Source organism: Microcoleus sp. ARI1-B5 (assembly GCF_036705795.1).
Taxonomy (GTDB): Bacteria; Cyanobacteriota; Cyanobacteriia; order Cyanobacteriales; family Microcoleaceae; genus Microcoleus.
The window spans coordinates 588,038-609,822 of sequence record NZ_JAUBVK010000001.1 but is presented as its reverse complement, the minus strand read 5'-3'; the positions used below and the strand labels follow the sequence as shown (position 1 = coordinate 609,822).

Annotated in this window: 19 protein-coding genes and 3 tRNA genes; 12 read left to right on the top strand and 10 right to left on the bottom strand. The window is 46.7% G+C overall.

Annotated elements, in window-relative coordinates:
- The first annotated feature begins 34 nt into the window (after window positions 1-34).
- Window positions 35-706: a hypothetical protein gene (locus QUB63_RS02735; protein ID WP_332943236.1), complete on the top strand. Its 672-nt coding sequence runs from the start codon at window positions 35-37 to the stop codon at window positions 704-706.
- 2 nt (window positions 707-708) lie between these two features.
- Window positions 709-1,383, top strand: a complete 675-nt coding sequence (locus QUB63_RS02730; RefSeq protein ID WP_332943235.1) for a hypothetical protein — start codon at window positions 709-711, stop codon at window positions 1,381-1,383.
- Here QUB63_RS02730 and QUB63_RS02725 read toward each other — a convergent pair.
- On the bottom strand, window positions 1,366-1,581 hold the full coding sequence (locus QUB63_RS02725; RefSeq protein ID WP_332943234.1) for a hypothetical protein: 216 nt from the start codon (window positions 1,579-1,581) through the stop codon (window positions 1,366-1,368). The two genes, QUB63_RS02730 and QUB63_RS02725, sit on opposite strands and share 18 nt — an antisense overlap.
- A gap of 154 nt (window positions 1,582-1,735) precedes the next feature.
- Between QUB63_RS02725 and QUB63_RS02720 the strand changes: the two genes are divergently transcribed.
- The 3 genes from QUB63_RS02720 (at window position 1,736) to QUB63_RS02710 (ending at window position 3,801) form a co-directional block, all read left to right on the top strand.
- Window positions 1,736-2,587, top strand: a complete 852-nt coding sequence (locus QUB63_RS02720; protein WP_332943233.1) for an ABC transporter ATP-binding protein — start codon at window positions 1,736-1,738, stop codon at window positions 2,585-2,587.
- A gap of 308 nt (window positions 2,588-2,895) precedes the next feature.
- The gene (scpB, locus tag QUB63_RS02715) at window positions 2,896-3,411 is read left to right on the top strand and encodes an SMC-Scp complex subunit ScpB (protein WP_332943232.1); all 516 of its coding nucleotides are present in this window, start codon (window positions 2,896-2,898) and stop codon (window positions 3,409-3,411) included.
- Between the two features lie 42 nt (window positions 3,412-3,453).
- Complete coding sequence (locus QUB63_RS02710) at window positions 3,454-3,801, top strand: DUF760 domain-containing protein (protein ID WP_332943231.1); 348 nt, start codon at window positions 3,454-3,456, stop codon at window positions 3,799-3,801.
- Between the two features lie 42 nt (window positions 3,802-3,843).
- On the opposite strand, the gene QUB63_RS02705 is transcribed toward QUB63_RS02710, so the two are convergent.
- The 4 genes from QUB63_RS02705 to QUB63_RS02690 all read right to left on the bottom strand — a co-directional run bounded on the left by QUB63_RS02705 (window position 3,844) and on the right by QUB63_RS02690 (window position 7,277).
- Complete coding sequence (locus QUB63_RS02705) at window positions 3,844-4,911, bottom strand: RNA-guided endonuclease InsQ/TnpB family protein (RefSeq protein WP_332943230.1); 1,068 nt, start codon at window positions 4,909-4,911, stop codon at window positions 3,844-3,846.
- Window positions 4,856-5,080 (bottom strand): transposase, encoded by a 225-nt coding sequence (locus QUB63_RS02700; protein ID WP_332943229.1) that lies wholly within the window; start codon window positions 5,078-5,080, stop codon window positions 4,856-4,858. The genes QUB63_RS02705 and QUB63_RS02700 overlap by 56 nt, the downstream gene beginning before the upstream one ends.
- A gap of 378 nt (window positions 5,081-5,458) precedes the next feature.
- Complete coding sequence (locus tag QUB63_RS02695) at window positions 5,459-6,676, bottom strand: HhoA/HhoB/HtrA family serine endopeptidase (protein ID WP_332943228.1); 1,218 nt, start codon at window positions 6,674-6,676, stop codon at window positions 5,459-5,461.
- 355 nt (window positions 6,677-7,031) lie between these two features.
- Entirely contained in the window at window positions 7,032-7,277 is a 246-nt protein-coding gene (locus QUB63_RS02690) for a hypothetical protein (RefSeq protein WP_332943227.1), read from the bottom strand.
- Window positions 7,278-7,332: 55 nt separating this feature from the next.
- On the opposite strand from QUB63_RS02690, the gene QUB63_RS02685 reads away from it, so the two are divergent.
- The 3 genes from QUB63_RS02685 (at window position 7,333) to QUB63_RS02675 (ending at window position 15,513) form a co-directional block, all read left to right on the top strand.
- Entirely contained in the window at window positions 7,333-7,458 is a 126-nt protein-coding gene (locus QUB63_RS02685) for a hypothetical protein (RefSeq protein WP_332943226.1), read from the top strand.
- 803 nt (window positions 7,459-8,261) lie between these two features.
- Window positions 8,262-15,311 (top strand): LamG domain-containing protein, encoded by a 7,050-nt coding sequence (locus tag QUB63_RS02680; RefSeq protein ID WP_332943225.1) that lies wholly within the window; start codon window positions 8,262-8,264, stop codon window positions 15,309-15,311.
- A gap of 34 nt (window positions 15,312-15,345) precedes the next feature.
- Window positions 15,346-15,513, top strand: coding sequence for a hypothetical protein (locus tag QUB63_RS02675; protein ID WP_332943224.1), 168 nt, complete (start codon window positions 15,346-15,348; stop codon window positions 15,511-15,513).
- A gap of 298 nt (window positions 15,514-15,811) precedes the next feature.
- On the opposite strand, the gene QUB63_RS02670 is transcribed toward QUB63_RS02675, so the two are convergent.
- The 5 genes from QUB63_RS02670 to QUB63_RS02650 form a co-directional block, all read right to left on the bottom strand.
- Window positions 15,812-15,883: transfer RNA gene (locus QUB63_RS02670), tRNA-Thr, on the bottom strand.
- Between the two features lie 71 nt (window positions 15,884-15,954).
- Window positions 15,955-16,039, bottom strand: a tRNA-Tyr gene (locus QUB63_RS02665).
- A 339-nt stretch (window positions 16,040-16,378) separates the two neighbouring features.
- Window positions 16,379-18,199 (bottom strand): ABC transporter ATP-binding protein, encoded by a 1,821-nt coding sequence (locus QUB63_RS02660; RefSeq protein ID WP_332943223.1) that lies wholly within the window; start codon window positions 18,197-18,199, stop codon window positions 16,379-16,381.
- 329 nt (window positions 18,200-18,528) lie between these two features.
- Window positions 18,529-18,990 (bottom strand): hypothetical protein, encoded by a 462-nt coding sequence (locus tag QUB63_RS02655; RefSeq protein WP_332943222.1) that lies wholly within the window; start codon window positions 18,988-18,990, stop codon window positions 18,529-18,531.
- Window positions 18,991-19,160: 170 nt separating this feature from the next.
- Window positions 19,161-19,301 (bottom strand): hypothetical protein, encoded by a 141-nt coding sequence (locus tag QUB63_RS02650; RefSeq protein ID WP_332943221.1) that lies wholly within the window; start codon window positions 19,299-19,301, stop codon window positions 19,161-19,163.
- On the opposite strand from QUB63_RS02650, the gene QUB63_RS02645 reads away from it, so the two are divergent.
- The 4 genes from QUB63_RS02645 (at window position 19,300) to QUB63_RS02630 (ending at window position 21,516) form a co-directional block, all read left to right on the top strand.
- A complete protein-coding gene (locus tag QUB63_RS02645; RefSeq protein ID WP_332943220.1) occupies window positions 19,300-19,494 on the top strand; it encodes a hypothetical protein in 195 nt (64 codons plus the stop codon). The genes QUB63_RS02650 and QUB63_RS02645 overlap by 2 nt on opposite strands.
- Window positions 19,495-19,521: 27 nt before the next feature.
- A tRNA-Gly gene (locus tag QUB63_RS02640) sits at window positions 19,522-19,593 on the top strand.
- Between the two features lie 248 nt (window positions 19,594-19,841).
- Window positions 19,842-20,246 (top strand): hypothetical protein, encoded by a 405-nt coding sequence (locus QUB63_RS02635; protein ID WP_332943219.1) that lies wholly within the window; start codon window positions 19,842-19,844, stop codon window positions 20,244-20,246.
- Window positions 20,247-20,250: 4 nt separating this feature from the next.
- Entirely contained in the window at window positions 20,251-21,516 is a 1,266-nt protein-coding gene (locus QUB63_RS02630; RefSeq protein WP_332943218.1) for a glutamate-5-semialdehyde dehydrogenase, read from the top strand.
- Window positions 21,517-21,785 lie beyond the last annotated feature (269 nt).

Below are 21,785 nucleotides of genomic sequence, written 5' to 3'. Positions count from 1 at the left end.
TGCTGGTAATCGGTCGTAGCAACAGGGTCAAGTAATGAAAAAGAAAGTTGTGTTCTTGGTGTGTTTGCTCATTAGTGCTGGATTGGGCGGTGCAGTTGTCGGAAAGTCGATCGCAATTCCAATTCGCTCTAGCACCAATACTCTGTCTGCGGATATTCCAACTCCCGCAGCGGACTTGTCCAACCTAGTCCTGACTTTAGAAGACTTACCCACAGGTTTTAGAGAGTTTCCACCTGCGGCTTTCCAACAACTGGTGAGTCGCCTCGACAAGTTTAAACCAGCAAGCGTGTTTGCTTATAACAAGAGCGACGACCAGCAGTCTCAAGCAATCGTAGGGTTTACAATGCAAGTGCCCAACCAGATCGAGCTAGCTAAATTTGATGCAGAAATCCGTGAAGGGAATTTTGCAAAAGAGTTATCAAAAGGTTTAAACCGTGGTAGCCCAGAAGATCGGTTTCCTAATGTTACCCCTTTAACCCTAGAAGATAAAATTGGCGAGACATCGGCGGGCTGGACAAGTACAGGAAAAATACAAGGCCAACCGGTCAATGTCGAATTTGCGGTGTTTCGGCGGGGAAAAATAGTAAGTTTTTTGATGCTTATGTATCTCAACGGCAAGAAACCCGCTATAACAATGAGTTCAGCCGCGCGCCAACTTGACAAGCGCATCATGGAACTAAAACCTGACTTAACTCAACCGCAATAAGAATGAAAAAAAAACTTGTGTTCTTGGTGTGTTTGCTAATTAGTGCTGCATTGGGCGGTGCAGTTGGCGAAAAGTCGATCGCCATTCCAACTCGCTCTAACACCAATACTCTGTCTGCGGATATTCCAACTCCCGCAGCAGACTTGTCCGGCTTAGTCCTGAGGTTACAAGACTTGCCCGCAGGTTTTACAGAGATGCCACCTGCGACGATCCAAAAACTGGTCAGCGGTCTCCAGAGCTTGAAACCAGCAAGCGTATTTGCTTATAACAAGAGCGACGACCAGCATTTTCAAGTAATCATAGGATTTACAAAAGATCTAACCAACTTAATCGATCGAACTCAATTTGATGCAGAAATGAAGGCAAATATTTTTGCCGAAGAATTTTCTAAAGGTTTAAATAGTAGTGGAAACAAGGAAGTTCAGTTTACTAATCTTACTGCTTTAACCTTAGAAGAAAAAATTGGCGAGGTATCGCGTGGGTGGACAAATAAAGGAAAAATACGAGGTGTAACCATGAATGTCGAAATCGCGGTATTTCGACGGGGAAAAATAGGAAATTATCTGATAATGATGTATCTCGACGGCAGCAAACCCGCTATAACGATTAGCGAAGTCGCACAGAAACTTGACAAGCGCATCGTGGAACTGAAACCTGAGTTAACTCAACCGCAATAAGCGGGTACTGCAAGCAGTAAAAAAATAATCAGCCTGATAACTGCGGATGACAGTTAGATTAGTTATACTAACAAAACTCGCGCACAAATAGCAGACAAACCGAGCTTGTCTGCTACTTGTACCGATGTCTGCGATCGGAGATTTTAGTCGATCGAACCGGGATTCTGCATCCAGGAATGATATCGTTTCCGGTGACATCGGAATAATCTTTTCCGAGTGTAGTGCGAGCGTCCAGCTCGCGAGTGAGCCAGAAAGAGCGTCCCGCTCGCACTATAGTATAATTCCGATGCTACGGGATTTAATATGACTGAGAAGAAAGTGCCTCATTACAATAATTGATACCGAAATACCTATGACTGCCGCTGTTTCCCTGCAAAATGCCTGCAAAATCTACAACAAAATCCCAGTTGTCAATGACCTGTCGTTCGCGATTGAAGCGGGAGAAATGTTCGGCCTCCTGGGCCCCAACGGTGCTGGAAAATCGACGACAATTCGGATGCTGACTACGCTGACTAAACCCAGCAGCGGTCAAATTCAGGTAGCTGGATATGACGTGATGCGCCAAAGCTTGCAAGTTAAACAGTCGATCGGCGTGGTGCTCCAACAAACTAGCGTGGATACTGAGCTTTCGGTGTGGGAAAATATGGAGTTTCACGGGCGGATGCACCACATCCCAAACCCGAAACGGCAACAGTTAATTAAACAGTGGTTGGGATATGTAGAATTAGCAGAAAGGCGAGATGATTTAGTAAAAACTTTGTCGGGCGGAATGAAGCGGAGGTTGCAAATTGCCCGATCGCTTTTGCACGAGCCGCAAATCTTATTTTTGGACGAACCTACTGTAGGGTTAGACCCGCAAACGCGGCGCCGGTTGTGGGAAATTATTCTAGATTTGAACAAGCAGGGAATGACTATGCTGTTGACCACGCATTATATGGATGAGGTGGAGTATTTGTGCGATCGCATCGGGATTATGGACGGCGGTAAGTTGATTCAACTGGGAACGTTGGCGCAACTGCGGCAGGAACACGGTCAAGGGTTGGTGATGAAGCAAATTGGCGATCGCTGGGAATACAAGTTTTTCCCGACTCTGGAAGAAGCTAATTTTTATTTGGATGCTAAAGATGATAAGACTGGGATGATGGTTCGTCCTTCTAATTTAGAGGATATTTTTGTAGAACTGACTGGGCGACAGTTAGATTGAGCGATGGTTAATTGCCAATCCGGGCTAAATATCCCCTTGAACTTTCGGCGGTTGAAACCGCTTCTTTCCAAACTTTCGTCCGCCTGCGCCGACTGAAGAATAACGGGTGTCCCAAACCCTGATTTGGTAGAATTGCTAAATAGAATCGGCCATGGAAATCGCTAGTACACAAACTTTCGTCCGCCTCTGGGGACTAAGAAATAGAGGAGGTATTTAAGTAGAATTTGAGATCGATCATTCTGACTTCTTTCCTAGATAACTAAATCCTGATTGCTTCAGCGTCCCAATTTTCAATTACTAATTTCCCAATGACTCGCTTAGCCACAACAATAGAAGCTATACTTTACCTAAAAGGTCAGCCGGTGTCGATCGCAGAAATTGCTGAGATTGCCAAGTGCGATCGCTCCGAAGCGGAAGATGCCATCATCGAACTCATGTCTGACTCGTCCCGCCGCGACAGTGCATTAGAAGTCGTTGAAACCCCAACGGGATACAGCCTGCAACTCAGAGACGAGTTTGCCAGTTTAATGCAAACTTTAATACCTCCAGAATTAGGTGTTGGAGCTTTGCGGACGCTGGCGGCGATCGCCCTCAAAGGCGGCATCGCGCAGCCAGATTTGGTTAACTTGCGGGGTTCGGGAGCTTACCAGCAAGTGCAGGAACTGGTAGAAATGGGTTTCGTGCGGAAACGGAAGCCAACGGATGGGCGATCGTACTGGCTACAAGTGACCGATAAATTTCATCGGTATTTTCAAGTAGACCAATTACCAAGACAATTGCAAATTGACTTTCAGGCAAATTTGTACCCGAGCAATGACGAGTAGTTTGAAGTAGAATGTAGCCAGCCAGAAATTAAGAATCGCCAAATGGTTTTTCACCCTGACTTTGACCGGGACAATGCCCAACAAACCGCAGTCAATCCACTTCTGAAGTACCTCCAACACCAATCCCCGGAGGTTCTAGCCCGCATCGCCAAGTCCGCCAGCCCAGAAATCAAAGAAATTATCTCTCATAACGTCCAAGGACTTGTCGGCGTCTTGCCTTCAGACAATTTTAACGTCCAAATTACCACTGACCGCGAAAACTTAGCAAATTTGCTAGCTTCAGCGATGATGACAGGCTATTTTCTGAGACAAATGGAGCAGAGGATGCAGCTAGAAGAAAATTTAGCAAGCACCAGCTCGATTCAACCAAACTCTCCCAAAGAAAATTGACATACTCCCCGGCCTGAAGGCACGGGGATTCTTATTCCTTGCTCAACGAAGTCCACTTGCCAGCTCTGGTTGCCCTTCACTGATAGAGGCGGTCTTCTCCCAAGGCTTTCCCTCAAAAGAGGCGGATTCCTTTTGCCCAAAGGTACCGTTTTGATACTCAGCGCCTAAAATATTCATTCCCTTCCGCAAAATGTTGAGCGCCGCATTTGTATCGCGGCAAATCTCTAGTCCACAGCTTGGGCATGAATGGGTTCTCGTGCTGAGTGCTTTCTTGGCTCGTTGGCCACAGCCAGAGCAATCCTGAGATGTGTAGTTAGGCGATACCGCCACAACTACCTTGTCCCAGATTTTCCCGTAGTAGTCAAGCCACTGAGTATATTGGTAACAAGCGGCATCTGAAATTGACTTAGCCAAGTGATGATTCTTGACCATGTTCGCTATCTTTAGATCTTCATAGACCACAACATCGTTAGATGCCACTACGCACCGAGCCTGTTTAATAGCCCAATCTTTACGCTGTCTTTGAATCTTCAGATGGATTTTTGCTAGCCCCTTTCTTGCCTTGTGGTAGTTCTGCGACTGGGGCTTTGCACCCTTTACGAATTTCTTGCTCAATCGGCGCTGCGCTTTCTTTAGTTGTCGTTCAGCTTGGAGTAGAAACTGAGGGTAGACAACAGCAATATCGTTTTGGTCTTTGGTGAAATACTTCAGCCCTAGATCTAATCCAACAACATTACCAGTGTATTCGCCCTCTTCCTTTCGGTCAGCATCAAAGCAGAATTGAGCATGATACCCGTCCGCTTTGCGAACAACCCGCACCCGATTGATTTTCAGGGTTAGGATATCTTCCCTCGTTTCGTTATTACAAAATAACGAAAAAGTCCCTGCTTCAAATCCATCCGTGAAATTGATAGTCGTGGCATCAGGGGATACTTTCCAGCCCGATACCTTGTACTCAACCGAGCGGCAATGTTTTTTGAAAGTAGGGTATCCTTTTTTCTTTTCGCCCTTTTTACAGCGGGCATAAAAGCTAGCTATCGAATTCCAAGCCCGTTCAACGCTGGCTTGTCTGGCCGAAGAATTCAGCTTCTTGGCGAAGGGAAATTCCAAGGCGACGGTCTTTGCACAGCTTGTACAAATCGGCTTTTCCAGTACCCTTGCTGTCCATCCAGAGTCTAACAGCTTTGTTCCTGATGAACTGGGCTGTTAGGATGGCTTCATCAAGGGCAGAATACTGCTCTTTTGTACCGTTTTTTAGCTTGACTTCTCTAACTATCATGTTTCCATGAGAGCACATTTTTATTCAGCATAATGCTCAATAAAAATATTTCTGCTGTGCTATTATTGGTGTGTGCTAAATCCCTCATCCGCTTGGACGCTAGTTTGTGGTACAAAAGTCTCACTAAGGGCGGAATAACAATTTGGCGTTCCTATCCATCCTCGGCTATCAGGCACGAGGCTTTCCGTCACATCTGGTAAAAAAATCAACGGGTTTGGCAAGGCAGAAAGATGAAAGTTGTTGAAAAAATAAACATTCCTGGAAAGACAGGAAATTAAGAAACGGGGTTTTTGATCTATATACCTCGCGATACAGGGAGGATTTTGGTGGAAAAGCCCGGTTTCTGCGTGTAGGAATATTCATTTATACGGCTGGAAATTAACCACCGGTGGGACTCCCCGATATGGGAAAAGCAGCGGGACGTACTTTAATTTTCTGAACTTGACCGAAACGGTTAATTTCCACTTCGAGTTCTTTGCCGACATTCGTGTTTTCCACCCGTTCTTGCACGTCCCCAGGAGTGTTGACCGCAATTCCGTCAACTTTTTGAATGACATCTCCGGGGCGCAAGTCGGCTTGTTGGGCTGGGGAATTTTCCACGACTCGGGTCACGGCTACGCCTTTATCGATCGTAATTTTATTATCGAGCTGTTTGTTGACTTCTGCCTTGGTGGCGGGAGTCAAGCCGATCATTTGAATGCCGAGATAGGGATGTTCGGCTTTTCCCTTGGCGAATAACTGATCGGAAACTCGTTTGGCGGTTTCGATCGGAATTGCAAATCCCAAGCCTTGAGCGTCGGCGCGGATGGCGGTATTGATGCCAATGACTTCGCCTTGGTCGTTGAGTAGCGGGCCGCCGGAATTGCCGGGGTTGATGGCGGCGTCAGTTTGGATGAAGCGGACTCGCTTGTCGGGGATGCCGACTTGGGAACTGGTTCTACCGGTAGCGCTGATAATGCCCACAGTTACGGTATTGTCGAGACCTAAAGGATTGCCGATCGCGATCGCCCACTGTCCCGGTACAATATTGTCCGATCGGCCCAAAGCCACCTGCGGCAGTTCCTTGGCATTAATTTTCACCACAGCCACATCCGTCAGCGGATCGACCCCCTGCACCTTACCCTCAAACTCGCGGCCGTCTTTGAGCGTCACCTTAACTGTATCCGTCCCGGAGACAACGTGAGCATTAGTAACGATGCGGCCGTCTGGAGTGAGAATAAACCCCGCACCTGTACCGTGCTTGACTCGTTCTTCCGGCTGCGGCAAATTGTCCCCAAAAAACCGGCGAAACAAAGGATTTTTGAAAGCTTCGGGCACTTGATTCGTCACCTTGCTGGATGCGTCAATCCGCACGACAGCGGGGCCGACTTTTTCGGCTGCTTCAGCAATAAAATTGGGATTGCTGCGATCGACTGCGCGATTTTCCTGAACTGGAGGAGACGCATAGGGCGGGATTTGCTGGCGCACCACCGGCAAAACCGATCCGGTTTCCAGAGTGTTTGGGCTTTGGAGATAGCGATTCCCCAACCATCCCATGCCTCCCCCAATAGACAGCAAAGTCACATAAAGGGTCGTTTGCTTAAAAGATAAACTCATATTTAACAACTCCCGCTGAATACCTCATCCCCGCAGACACGTTGCGCTTTGAGCATTTTTGTCTTGGCGACGGGAAGGAAGCGGGGCGGGGCGTACCGCTTCCTCAAGAACATAGCTGTTAACAGACAGGCGCTGATTGGCATCACAGGCAATTTTTGCCGGATTTGCCAACAGCGAGGAAAACTAATAATTCTTATCCTAACTTGGCTCAGGCTGCGATTTGCAGTCTCGGGCGGGACTAGAGCTTTCAAATATGCGCTTTCACTCGGCGAAAAAATTGTCAATTGTCCGAATTGAATACTTTTTTTTGTACTTAATGACTTTTAAACGCTTATTTCTGGTCATTTCTGCACTCCTAAAGGTCGATCGCCCCTGTTGGACAAACGGCGACAAATCTTCCTCCCGGTTCGCCTTTAAAAAACCGTGACTCCGCCCGCGATTGTCCGGGGCCGCTGTGTCTCGGTTGCGCCGCCACATCGCTCTCGATGGCGAAATTGTAGAAAGCATAGTGCGACAGTACAATGTGATGCCGGCGGTGTCGATCGGGATAAATCCAATGTTGCGGGGAGGTCGAGCGGCGGCAGTCCGGTGCGATCGTCATTCCTCCCTACGATGGCAGGCTCGTAGAAGTGCCTGCGGGCTGGAATTGGCAAAAATTGACCCAAGTTTATCAAGTCCCCGCAGATTTGCTATTTGAGGCGAACGGGTGCAGGTCTTTGGGGCAAACGGTGTTTGTGCCTGCGGTGAATAGGTCGATCGGGCCTTCGGTAAATCCCGATTAGGGCGGTGCCAGGATTTCCGCTACCCGCCCCAGCCGATTGCTGCTCGATATGCTCAACAAACATCAGCCGCTGGGGAAAGGAATCCGTGCGCCCGATCGGGTTTCACTCGCCCGTCCATCTTTCCCCTTTTCCTAGCAGGAAACACGGTCAAGTGCGTCTTGACTGCATAGTTTGGGGAGGGTTATCAGGGGGATTCTCGGGCTAATTAAAATACATTGCTGCCAAGACCAACCGCTTTGGATAATTTATACCTATTCTAAACAAGAGTGCTACAGATAGATTGTACGCGACCGTTTCTGCAAGCACGCGGGAATGCCGTTTTATTAGCGGAATATGCGACTTTTAATCATTGGTACAAGATTGAAAAGTGTAACAAATATTTTTTGAAGTGGTAGGATTTTTTTCAATCCACATTCCGCACACTCAACTGTTACAATCGGTTTTTACTTATTTTTATCGAGCAATGAAGCTATAAATTATATACTTTTTAAGTATATATACGTAAAAAATTTTTAAAAAGCATAATTTATGACTGGAAAAATTGATTGTTTTGAGTAATTATGCTGTGTAAAACTAAGCGAGGGCGGAATGTGGGTTTAAAGCGCATAAAATTACTTGACAGCAGCTTAATACCTCATATATACTTTTCAATAAATATTTTTGTCCCGCTTCAGAAGTTAAGTAGCAGTTCAATGGAATGTCATCTATTGGGTTGCAGGGAAAAAGCTCGATCGAGCCACAAAATGGTGTAACTAAAGTTCACCTCAATTTACAGTGCAATTATTAAATTTGGAGACAGCGGTATGTATTTGTCCAAAGAAAAGCTCCAGCACATCAACAGCATCGCCCATGAAGGCAAAGTAGTCGTCTTTGCAACCGATGCTGATGGCATAATTTCCTATACCGTCAAGCAAGATGGGTTTGAAGACAGCTACCTCAACACGCCCGCAGATCAGAGAACTGGGTGGGAAAACTGGCAAACATTAGAATTTCCTGATGAAAAAGTAGATGACCAGTCGGTTGTTGACAAAGAAAAAGCCGAACTTACCTACCAAAAAGACCCCAGTAAATTTGTTTTCAAGTCGCGCTACAGAACTAAAGAAGAATGTGCTGTAGCTCCCGTACAACTCATTTCTGCACTGGGACATATTTATGTTTTCCGTCAGTCCAAGTCCAATACTTTGTTAGTAGACCGCTTTGTTTTAGATGGGATGACCAATAAGCTGAATCGCAAACTAGAAGTACGGTTTAAGCGCAGTAAGCAGAAGCACGCGCCCACGAAAAACATGAATAAGGGGTCTAATGGACTCGCTAACATTGACTCCTTGGACTTTCGAGATGCCAACGGTAACTTTTTTTACGAACCCACCACAGAACTATGTGCAGTCAACAACCTGCAAAAAGGTTGGTTTTCAGTCGTGTTGGTTCCTACAATTGAAAATGATGTTTATCGTTGGCATATTTTCGCCTTCAACACTCAAAGCCAGAAAGTAGAATTAACGACTATTCGCGCCTCCGAAGAAGGGCTATTTGATGTCAAAGATTACACAAATTTTGAAGAATCAAACGATACTCTCGTTCCCCGGAAAATTCCGGGAGTAATTAAACGGACTTTAGACATTAGTGGTGTAATTGTCACCAACGGTTTAGCAGCCACCAAGTACGATTTACAACAGGAACAGGAAACCCAATCAGGGGAAAAGCAACTGTTGAAAACAGCAACCCGGTTGATGTTAGCAGTTCCCACCGATAAAGGAACGGCTGCATTCAGTTTTGCCATTGCTGGAGATGGCACCCTGGCAGAAATCGACGCAACACCTGACAGCACCATCATTCGCAGTCAACAGCGAGAAGTGCTGTTACCTTTAAACACTCTGGATGAAATCAAAGCCATTGGCGACAAAACACCTCCTCCCCAAGGAATTATTACAGGGTTTGCAGAGGGAACAGATGAAGAAGATATCGAAGATTTGGTGAAAATATCTACAGATGCCAAAGCAGCAGAATTAGCAAATGGCGACCTCGTAAAAATTACGGGTACAAGTGATTATCAAGGGCTTTATCGCACTAAAAAAGTAGATAATAATACCTTTGAAATTGACCTGCCATCAGGTAACGGACTTGGCTATTGGGAAAAAGAAGATCAAGAAGCCGGGGGTTTGATTTTTGATGGGATGATTACCGCCTATCAAAAAACAGCCGATGGTAAATTGCGAGTAACTTGTCCCGATCATGGTTTAGAAAATGGGGATGAGGTGCAGATTGCGGGGACAGAAGCCTATAACGAAACTTACCCCGTGCAGAAGATTGACGATACTCAGTTTGCGATCGAGCGTAAATGGGCAACGGGAGAAGCCATCAATGTAAAACTGGTATCTCGCAAGCGGCGCGGCGTTGTGTTTGATGGGGTGGATGATTATATCCAACTCCCACAGCCACTCTCAATATTTTCTGGTTCATTCACCGTTTCTATGTGGGTGAAAGTGCCTAACAATTCCGATCGGGGTATATTGTTGGGAGACTATGGACTACCAAACTCAATTAATGTAAATTTTGAGGTTTTCGATGGAAAGCTGAGATTTTACTGGAACGGTGAACCTATACCCTATCTACTTGGCTCGAAAGATTTGAGAGACAATCAATGGCACTTCATCAGCTTTGTCAGAGATCGGGACAACAAAAAAATCTACGGCTATGTTGATGGTGTCCTTGATTTTGAACATTCAGGAGAAATTTCTGATAAGCGTGCTGCGATCGCTCACAGAATAGGGCGTGATAGTCGGGAAGGAGTAACCAATTTTGAGGGTCAAATTGCCGATATCCGCATCTGGAAAACCGCCCGCACCGCCGAAGAAATCAAAAATAATATGTACCTGCAACTGACTGGGAAAGAAGTCGGTTTGGTGGGGTACTGGCGGCTGGGGGCTATTGCCGAAGGCAAAGTCATCGACTTTTCGGCTAACTGCAATGATGGCATCGTACATGGAGATGCCTATGTAAGTGCTGCCACGCTGAACCGCAAACTCGCAGGGGGAACTGACGCAGTTAAGTATAGCAATCCTGAGTTATTTGCAGTCAGCGAACGGGCAACCTACGAAGAAAGCTTTGAGTTTAAGGTTAATTCCAAGACACCAGTCAATGTTGCCTATCTTGACAATGCCGATGGCAAGAATCTAGGAACCAAGATTTTCACCCTATCCTATTGGGGAAAAACCAGCCGGAATACTGAAGAGAAAAAGCCCATATCTACCGTCCAGAATAAGTTTGAAGACTTGGGCAATGGCTGGTATCGGGCATCTTGCAACTTTACTATTCCTGATGAGGTGAGTATGTTGCGTTCCTTTGAGATTATCAACATCAAAGGTGACTGGGTATCCCTGGAAATTCGCAAGCACCGCATCCGTTTGTTGTCTGACAGTATTACTGAGGCTAAGTATACTGACAGTGTGACTTTGGCAACTTTGGCTGATAGTCAGTTAACATTGGCGGACAAGTTAAAACAACTGGAATTAAAGGAGAAACTGGAAGCAAATCTGCTCAAAGAAAAACGAGATTTAGAAGCCAAAATTGCTGCCTACAATGCTCAGGCTTCAACCCGAGAAAAGATTGACAAATTAACCGCTCAGATTACAACGCTCACCAGTGAAGAGCAAGCCCTTTTGTCTCAATACAATGCCGAGCAAAACAGCCCCTTTAACTACTATTGCTACATTATCAATCTCTCTTACGAGAATCATCGTTTAGCTCCCTGTGGAATGAGTGGTAGTCGTTACAACATGGTATTACGACCCAAAGGAGATGAAGACTATTACCACAAGTGGAAATTTGTCTCCTTGGGGCAAAATTCTTACCACATTATCAATCTCTCTTACGAGAATTATCGTTTAGCTCCCTGTGGAATGAGTGGTAGTCGTTACAACATGGTATTACGACCTAATGGAGATGAAGACTATTACCACAAGTGGAAATTTGTCTCCTTGGGGCAAAATTCTTACCACATTATCAATCTCTCTTACGAGAATTATCGTTTAGCTCCCTGTGGAATGAGTGGTAGTCGTTACAACATGGTATTACGACCCAATGGAGATGAAGACTATTACCACAAGTGGAAATTTGTCTCCCTCGGCGATCAGTCTAATAACAATATACCGATAGCCTATCAAGCTTGGCAGGCCAAACTTCAGCAACTAAACCAAGCAAAAGAGCAGTTAATACTGCTTAATGCAGCATTAATTGCCACGCCTGCTGAAAAAGCTGCTTGGGATGCTCGTCTTGCACAACTGATCAAAGAAATCACCACGATTCAAACTGAGTTAAACACCCTAAATACTGACTTCCTGAATGCAGTCAAAAACACCGCAGCAAAGCCACAAACCATGCCACAAGTTGGTAAAGATGGCAAGGGATTGGTAACTCAAGGAGCTTTACTTGGCTTTGTGCAACCTGCCAGCCGCCTGAACGCCATTGAAACCTGCGAAGGCAATGTGCAACTGAGTTACTTCGATATCCAGGGGCGGATGCGACAAACCAACTATGATGCTACGGCTGACAGTAATAATGCTGCCTTCGAGCAGTGGATTCCCGATGCTCAACGCGCTTGCTTAAATTTTGGCAATAGCAACAGCGCAGTTAAGTTAAATCAACCTCTGTTTCTTCCCGCAGACTGGAGTATTGAAGCCTGGTTCTTCTATCCTTTACCAGAAGCAGGAGAATGGAATACATTAACCAGGGGGCAAAATAGCGACCACCACATCTTGGTCAGAAATCGCAAACAGTTAGGTATTTATTTCAACAATGACTCCCTGGGGCAGAACTTTTACGATAGCGGCTTCAATATGGAGTTGTTATCTCAAGGATGGCATCATCTCGCTGCTGTGGGTGGGAAAGATACCACCAGGTTCTACATTGACGGGAAAAAAGTTGGCGATACCAAAGCAAAAGCTCTAGCTGATGCCGAAGAAAATCTGAAGAAAACCCCCAACGATGCCGCAGCTAAGAAAAAGGTTGACGATATCAAGAAAGCTATTCTGAAAGTCACCAGCGATGTTTATGCCATTGGCAACACTAACGGTAGCGGACAGCAATTTGGGAAAGTAGCAGAAGTCCGCATTTGGGGAGTCTCCCTGACTGAAGAAGAGATTGCGGTTAACAGCAAAACCCTACTGAGTGGTAACGAACCGGGTTTGATGGCTTACTATCCCCTGAATGAAGCCACAGAAGTTGAAGTCCGCGACAATTCTGGGAAGGGAAATAATGGCACGGTATCTGGTGCTAACTGGTGGGGTTGTACTGCTCCCATTGGCAACCCCGGAAATACGGTAATGCAGTTTGATGGGGTGAATGACTATATCGCTACCACGAACAGTTTAATGAATAATCTGCCAGCCTTCACTCTGGAAGGATGGGTAAAAGCCCTCTCTTTACCAGAGGGAAAAGCAATTTCTCTATTTGGGCAAAACGATGCGATCGAATTTGGCATCAGTTCCCAAAAACTTGCAGTATGGACAAAGGGTGACGGATCTTTGTTGAATGCCGATGCTCCTTTTGAGCTTCAAACGTGGCATCATGTCGCGGTGGTTGGTAACGGCACAAATGTACTCCTTTATCTTGATGGAATGCAAATCAAAATCGGCGGTTCTGCCACCAAAAATTATGGAACGTCGCCAGATCGATTTACAATTGGAGCCGGAGTTTGGTCTGGAGGGAGCGCAGATCCGTTTAACGGTCAAATCGCTGAGGTTCGCATCTGGAATAAAGCCCGCACCCCAGCCGAAATCCAGGTGGATATGTACAAGCGTCTGAGCGGTAAAGAGCCAAATTTAGCAGCTTACTATCCCCTCAATGAAATCAAACTGGAAGGTTCTACTCGAAAAGTTCTAGACCTAGCTGGCAACAATCACGGCACTGTAAGCGAAGCCATTACCGTAGACGACAACACCCTACCCATTGGTGGCGATGCCCTCGTGTCCAACGAGTACAGCACTGTGACCCTCCAAAATAACCGCAAGGTAGCCATCATGCGGCGGTTCTTTGCCTCTCCTGCTACCAATGGACCAACGCTGCTACCCGATAAGCGTGTTGAAGCTTTGGAACTGAAATGGATTGGTAATGCCCAATTTGCTCCGACTTTGTTGGGCTACATCGAAGGGCCACCACCCGTACCCAGTGAAAACTTGACGCTGGAAGACGACTATAACTGTGCGACTTCTGTGGAATTAACCATGTCGGAAGATGTGGAATTTAACTGGAATCGATCGCAAGATAGTGGTTTGGGAGCGAGTATAGAAGCTTTTGCTGGATTAGATGATGAAGTCACGGGAGGGATTGTAGTTTCCAAAAGAATTGCCAAACTTCGTGCTGGTTACAAAGCAAACTTAGACTTCAGCTACCAATTCCAGAATGAGAGTAGTATCACCTCGAGTTCATCCCTAAGGATGACCGATAAACTGGAACTGCGGGGTACGCCGGAAGAAACTGCTAAATTCCCCCATCTCGGCAAACGTTTCATTCCCAAAAACATCGGCTATGCGTTGGTAGTTTCTGCAATAGCAGATGTGTTTGTTACCCGACTTGCCCGCAGCGGAAAAATGGTAGGCTACCAAGTCCAACCCGTTGACGGTATTCCCCCCGATGTCAACACCATTACCTTCTTGATGAATCCGGCTTACACCATGAACGGCAGCTTGGATGGGATGACAGGTAGCAGTGCGACGAGCGATCGCTTCTTCAAGCACGTTCCCGAAATGCGATCGCAGTACGGTTCTCTCTATCCCGCCAGTTACTATCGCCTCCAAGAAGCTTACGATCTCAAACAAGCGATCGAAGCAGAAGACAAGCGACGGGAATCTTACTTTTCTCACTTTGATGTGCGTTTAGTTGATGAAATCTCTTTGAATCGGAATATAGACAGTGGCGATGCACCGACGACTATTGGGGTGACACGGGAAGAAGACAAACCCAGCACCCAGATGACTGAGGAGGAAAAGAAAAAGGCTGCGGAGGAAAAACTTCAGAATGAAAAAGCTGAGGCAGCAGCAAAAACCAAGCAACAAGAAACCGCTTCCCAGCAGAAACAGGCAGAGATTCAAAGCAAAATTGGCGATCGAGAGAAACGAGTACAAGCCACAGACAGTTTTGCTGGCTGGCAGAAACGGATGGAAAGCCTGCAAATTCGGGCTGGCAAACGCAACATCGTCAACACCTATGTTTGGGATGCTGACGGCGGACTGCGAACCGAAGCCCAAAGCTTTGCCAATACTGTAGAGCATAGCATTGGCGGATCTTTTAGTATGAATGCAGGTTTAGGCGGAGAAGCGAACGTTGGTGTAGCTGGTTTCATGTTTGAATTGTCCGCCCTAGCCACTGTCAACCTAACTCAAACCATGAGCAAAACCGAAGCTCGCAGCAAGGGCTTTGAATTAAACGTAGACCTCAGCGGTTTGGAATATAAAGGCATCACCAACTACAACGACAACCCCATTCTGCCAGGGGAAAAGGTCGATCGCTATCGGTTTATGAGTTTCTACCTCGAAGGTAGCACCAACAACTTCCAAGACTTCTTTAACTACGTGGTCGATCCAGAATGGCTGCGAAGCAATGACGAAGAAGCACGGGCGTTGCGGCAAACTCAAGCAGGTAAACCCAACAAAACTTGGCGGGTGCTGCACCGCGTCACCTACGTCGAACGTCCGGCGCTGATGGGATTTGGTCGGGATGTCCGCAAATTGCGGGCTGCTGCTGAGATTTCCGAAAATCAACAACTGCTGGGTAAAATTGCCAAGTTGGAGGAAGATAACCGCAAACTAGAGGCAAAACTGGATAAAATCCTTGATTTGCTCTTTGAGCGCAAATAGTCGATGATTTTGGGAGGGGGGAAACCTCAAAGCTATGGCTCTATCTAGACCTAGCCCCCCTTTCGGGCGATCGGGCTACCGAAGGGGGGAGAAGAGAAGGACGAAGAATAAGAACCCTTGTACGATCGCATCAGCACTGAGGCAGAAACTGGGTGCGATCGACGACGAAAATACACAGGTTGCAGCCGGAAAACACACTTAAAAAACCGGGTTTCTGTGGTCAAGACTGCGTAAGTCCTGAAATTTTAGTAAAAGCCCGTGGCGAGATTTGAATTACACCCCTCCACTTAATTAACGAGTTTACGTCATTCCAGTCCATAAATCATTCATCTCAAAGCACTTGCTAACACGCTTGAGTGGAAAGCGAGTGTCTTGCAGTAAGCTGTACACAATAAGCAGACTCAACATTGAGAATCAAGTGAGTGGAATATGAGTGGAAATCGTTAATCGTTAATTAACTGAGATTCTTAAATGGCTAAGCCATAATGATTTAAAAGCTAAGCCCGTGGCGAGATTTGAACTCGCGACTTCCTCCTTACCAAGGAGGTACTCTACCCCTGAGTTACACGGGCATAAAAGATTAAAAATGCTAAATTAAAATGTTTGACTTTTAATTTTCAACTTTTAACTTTTATGTCAATTGTGGTGGGCCGGGCTGGATTTGAACCAGCGTAGGCGTAGCCAGCGGATTTACAGTCCGCCCCCATTAACCGCTCGGGCACCGACCCATTTGTACCCACAGTTAAACATCCTAGCAGATTCTTCTTTTTTTGCAACATGACATTTGAAAGTCTAATCATTAAAGGCTGAACCGATAAGTTATATCGTGTCCGGTCGATTACCATAACAAAAACAGTTCGCGCGTGCAAGTCCTCTGCCGGGAAGCGGACTGAAGTCAGCGCTACGGCCGGAAAGCGGACTGAAGTCCGCACTACGAACCTTACAAGAAACCGGGTTTTTTACCGAATCGGAGGGTTGCAACGACTATTTTGGTAAAAACCCGGTTTCTGGGCATCTGTGCGTGTAGGATTCTTATCGCAATTGAAGTCTGGGCTCAGCAGAAATTCCTAATTTACTAATTCGCCGGTTTCTTGCAGGGAGTGCAGGCGGCGGTAAATGCCTTTTTGGTTCAAGAGTTCGTCGTGGCAGCCAACTTCGACGATTTTACCGCCGTCGAGTACGACGATCGCATCAGCTTCGCGAATTGTACTCAGTCGGTGGGCGATAATTATGGTGGTGCGCGTACCTAAGATGTTCTGCATGGCTAGCTGGATCGATCGCTCCGACTCATAATCCAAACTAGAAGTAGCTTCGTCAAAGATTAACACGTCAGGCTGCACCAGCAGCGCCCTGGCAATTCCCAACCGCTGCCGCTGACCCCCGGACAAGCGCATTCCCCGCTCCCCGACAACGGTATAGTAACCTTGGGGCAACAAGTTCACAAACTCGTCTACTCGGGCGATGCGGCAAGCTTCCTCAACTTGGGCGAAAGTTGCTTCCGGGTTGCCGTATTTCAAATTTTCCAGCAAAGTACCGTTAAACACGTCTACTTCTTGGTGGACGATGGCCAAACGCTTGCGGTAGCGAGTCACGTCTAAGCTGGAAATGTCCTCGCCGTCGATCAGAATGCGGCCGCAGTTGGGCTCGAAATACCGGAAAAGCAGTTTAACTAAAGTTGATTTCCCCGAACCCGAGCGCCCGACTAATGCTACTGTTTGACACGGGTGAATTAATAAATTGACATCCTGCAAAACTGGCTTTTCGCGATCGTACCCGAATGTCAGCCCGCAAAACTCAATTTTCCCGCTAAATCTATAAGGCGGCGCGGATGCAGCATTTTCTGCTGCTAAATTGACCGCATCTACACCGTCTGGTAACTGCATAAACTCGTGGAACCGGATCATTGAAGAATAGCGGCGGGCAAACAATTCGGCGATAATGCTAATCGGACGCAGTTGGGAATATGCCATGCTTGCTAAGGTGTAAACCGTAACAAAATATCCCAGAGATATCTTGCCTGCGACTGTTGCTGCTACGCTAAAACCGAGAACTGAAAACAGGCAAAGCTGGACGATCGTCTGCTGGTATGTTCCCAGGGTGACGTATCCTTTGTGAATGCGGTTAATTACGACTTTCAACTCGCGATCGAGTCTGGTTGTTTGTTTTTTTAGTTCCCGACTTTCCGTTGCAAAAGCTTTGACTGTTTTGATGTTGGTGATAATTTCCGAGTTGCGGCTTTCGGTATCTTCGATGTATTCATCCAGAATTTCTTCTCGCTGAGTAAGCCCTTGAAGGCCTTTGAGGGTAAAACCGAGGATAAATAGGAAGGAAACCAAAATTAACAAGCCGATGCGCCATTCTATTAACCAGATAACTGCAAAGATGCCGATTAAGCGGACGACTTCGGGGATGAATTCACTGGCAATTTCTGGGTAAGTCCAAGTATGGTTGGCGATGCCTTTGGCGATGCGACTGGAAATCCGACCGGCGTTGTTTTCGTCGTAGAATTCTAAGGGTAAGGTGAGAATTTTGCCGATCGCTCCTTTCATCCGATCGCGTCGTGCGGTCAATGGTAGCGCCCAGTGGAACCAATTTCCCACCCAAGGCTGTACGGGTGCTTGGGCGACTGTTACCAGAAAAATTAAGCCCAGCAAGACGGATAGCGATAATATTTTACTGGCGGGCTGCTGGGTAAGTGAGGCGATCGCCGCGATCGATTTTTGCGTTATTATGTCTGGTGGCTGACCGGACAATACGTTTAATAGTTGTCCGATCGCGTAGGGCACAGCTAAATCGGCGATCGCAAACAGGCTGGAGGCGCCGATGCTGAAAACCGACATTTTCCAGTATTGGCTGTAGTATTTGAGGATGTCCCGAAAGCTTGCCATAATTCTTTTTGCGATACAACCCTTGCCAAAACTTGAGTCTGACAACTGCGCGCTCCTGGCGCTTTGCTTACAATTGTACTACAAAAGTAGTCGATCGGGAAGCGCTGTGGGGATAAGTTGAAGCAGCTCAGCCGGCTTTTGAAGGCGCTCGACGTGTTTGCGCGATCGCAGCCATCGCTGATGAGGAATAGATATTATTTATTGTGACTCGGGCGATCGCAACGAAGCAGATCGATCGCCCGCGATGATATTTCAAGCGTTGATGCAACAAGAGGAAACCGCTCCTTAACGCTCCTTAACGCAGATAGTTTCCTGTTATGGCGATCGAATTAATGCAATGCCGAACTTAGTTGTGGTGTCGCAGAAGTCCTTGTACTTGTACTTTTGGGCAACAATTGATTTAGCGCACCACACAAATATTTTTTCACTGTTTCCCTGCTTGCACCCACCCCACTCGGAATGGTAAAGATCATCTCGACATTTAATAGATTGCCATCCTGTGAGGCAAATACATCGATCGGCAAAGCACGCTGAAATGCTGTTGCGGGATTTTCCGCTTTCATTACACCCATGCTCACATCGGTGCTGACAGTCTTGATACCCTCGCGGGCTAAAATGGGTCGCAATTGGGAAAATGCTTTTTCTACCGTTAACCCCTCAACCTGAACGCGCGCAGAAAATGCAGCGCCATTGAAAAAGTCCCCTTTTTTTTGGAAGCTTTCCTCGCAGGTGGTAGCAAAAGCAGGGGTGGCTAAACACAGAAGAGCTACGGTTAAGATAGTCGATCGCATATTAACTAAGTTACGAGTCTGAAAGTGTCATCAAGACCAAGATAAACACCCTACAAGTGTTTGGCAAAGACTTGAAGTATCTGTCTCAGGCAAAAAAATACAGAAGACAGAATTTGCTTAAATTCTGCCTTCCGAGCAATGCTTTCTAATTTTTAGGTTCTTTTCGTCTGTTAGCTGAAGGCGTAGGCTGATTGCAGCGCCCACCAGATGAGGAAGCCGATGCCGCTGCCAATGACGATCGCCGAAATGGCGATCGCGATGGGGCTGTCAGCTCCTTTGAACTTCATGATTCCGCGATTTAAGTCTGACATGAGCAGTGTTCTCCCACAATTGCAGCTTGATTGTAGCTTTGCACTGTGGCGGATGACGGTCAAAACCACTGCAATTACTGATTTTTTTAACAATCGGGCTGCTGCAATTTCAGGCGGGCAGGGGCATTGGGGCGCTTTTACTGGGTTTGTGAAAAAAACTTACAAAAAAGACTTGACAAATTCCCAGAAGTGAGACATTATAGTTAAGACCGCAGGAAATGCGGGTGTAGCTCAGTGGTAGAGCGTCACCTTGCCAAGGTGAATGTCGCGCGTTCGAATCGCGTCACCCGCTTTAGAAGATAGAGAAAATAAAAAAACCGGAAAGTATAGCAATAAGCTCAGGGATATACTCCTAACGGTGGTTGAAAATACCTAAGTTAGTGGTAAAATTGAGTTGAGAACTTGCAAGTCACAATTGCCGCTCGGGCGATCGCTCGGCACAGGCAGTTGAAATCCTCGATAGGGCAGAATTGACAAGTTTGATTAAATGGATATGTTAACGATTATTTTTGCAAAAACGCTTTTTTTATCCGATCGCTCGTGCCATCTCAAAAAGCTCCCAAGATTGACTTAAACGATGAGTACCCGTGCCCTTGCCGGCGCCGGGGTCGTCTCGTGCCCATAACGCTGACAGAAGCATTTGGCTGCAACCGCTGTCAGCAAATATTTGTATTGGACGAAAGCGGACAGGTCATCGAGCAACTATCAACGAACTATCCTTACAAGCAGGCTTGGCGGTGGACGGGCAAACATTGGAACAGAGCGCATCCGGGTTTGAAGGCGCACTACTTGCCGCTGGCCCTGGGGATGATTTTGGTGCCTCTAGTGATTTGGTTGCCCCTGGCGCTGCACTCGCCTGGCCCGAATGTGATTCTGTGGGCAATGGTGGCAGTGCTCCTAGCAATGCTGCCGGCGCTGATGGTATGGCTGGCTTACAGGCGTTAGCTAGATGATAATAGAGGATTTTAGCCATTCATCAGATGGGGCAAATGTCGCCCGCCGCGCAAATCTTGCTTCTTTGGAGTTGGCGGCGACAAAGAGTAGGGATCGTGCTGCTGCTTTGCAGGCGATGGCGCAAGCGCTGAAACGCCGGCAAAATGACATTTTAGAAGCAAATACTCTGGATCTCGAAGCGAGTCGGGATATGGCGATTCCCGAGTTGATTGTGGAGTGGCTGAAGCTGACGCCGGAACGGATCAAGACAACTGTGCAAATTCTGGAACGGTTGGGGGAAATGCCAGATCCGATCGGCAGAGTGATCAATGCTTCGTATCAGGTCGATCGCTGTCAGGTGTACTGTCAATCGCTGCCGCTGGGGGCGATCGCTCTAATTTACGAGGCGTTTCCCGAGTTGGGGGCGATCGCGGCAGGTTTGTGTCTCAAAAGCGCTAACAGCTTGATTCTCAAAGGCGGCAGCGAAAGCTGGCAAACTAATGCTGTAATTGGAGAAGCTTTGGTTTCGGCGATCGATGATGTGGGTTTGCCGTCAGGATGTTTGCAGGTACTGCCGCCGGATCGGGGCGCTTCGATCCGAGATTTGGTCACTCAAGACCAATATCTCAATTTAATTATTCCCTACGGTAGACCGAGTTTGGTGCAGCAGGTGGTAAGGCTGTGCACGGCGCCGGTGTTGCGATCGGCAATGGGCAATTGTTACCTTTATTGGTCGCCGACTGGTAGTTTGGAAATGGCAAGGTGGATGATTTTGGACAGCCATCAAAGCGTGCCCGATCCGGTAAACGCGATCGAGAAAGTGCTGATCGATCGCAATCAAAAGCCTTCTTCCTTAGTCAGGCTGTGGAACAGTTTAAAAGAAAAAGGCTTTCAAATTAGCGCCGACGCGGATCTCGTGGCAGATTTCCCCGAGTTGAAGCTGGCTGAACCCTACGAGTGGACTCAACCCTATTTAAACAAAACCATCGCGTTTAAAGTTGTTGATAGCTTGGAAATTGCGATCGGCTGGATCAACCGCTACAGCAGCGGCCACGCTGACTCCATCGCCACTGAATCTTACTTAGAAAGTCGCCAATTTGCTCTCGATGTCAACAGCGCCTCTACTTTTATTAATGCCTCGCCTCGGTTTTGGCGCTATCAAAATCGGGGAGATGCGATATTTTTGGGAATGTCGAACCAAAAAGGTTATCGCCGGGGATTGATCGGGCTAGATACGCTGACGACAATTAAAGAAATTGTTCAAGGTAACGGACAATTTTAGGGAGTTAGATTTTGTAGTTGGGCTGTGGAATTGAATTTAAGGCAGAGCATCTTTTTCTAACAAAGTTTGTAGTCAGGACTTGAGTCCTATGCCTCGGCTTTTATTAAACAAAGACTAATAGCCGTACTACAACAACCAACTTTTATTGTAGGTGATTAAGCCAAGATGAGATGAGATTCAAAATCTATAGAAATAGGATGTATTTTAGCAGTTAGATGGGATTTGCTATACAGATTGTTGAGAATTAAAATCTTCCAATAATTACATTT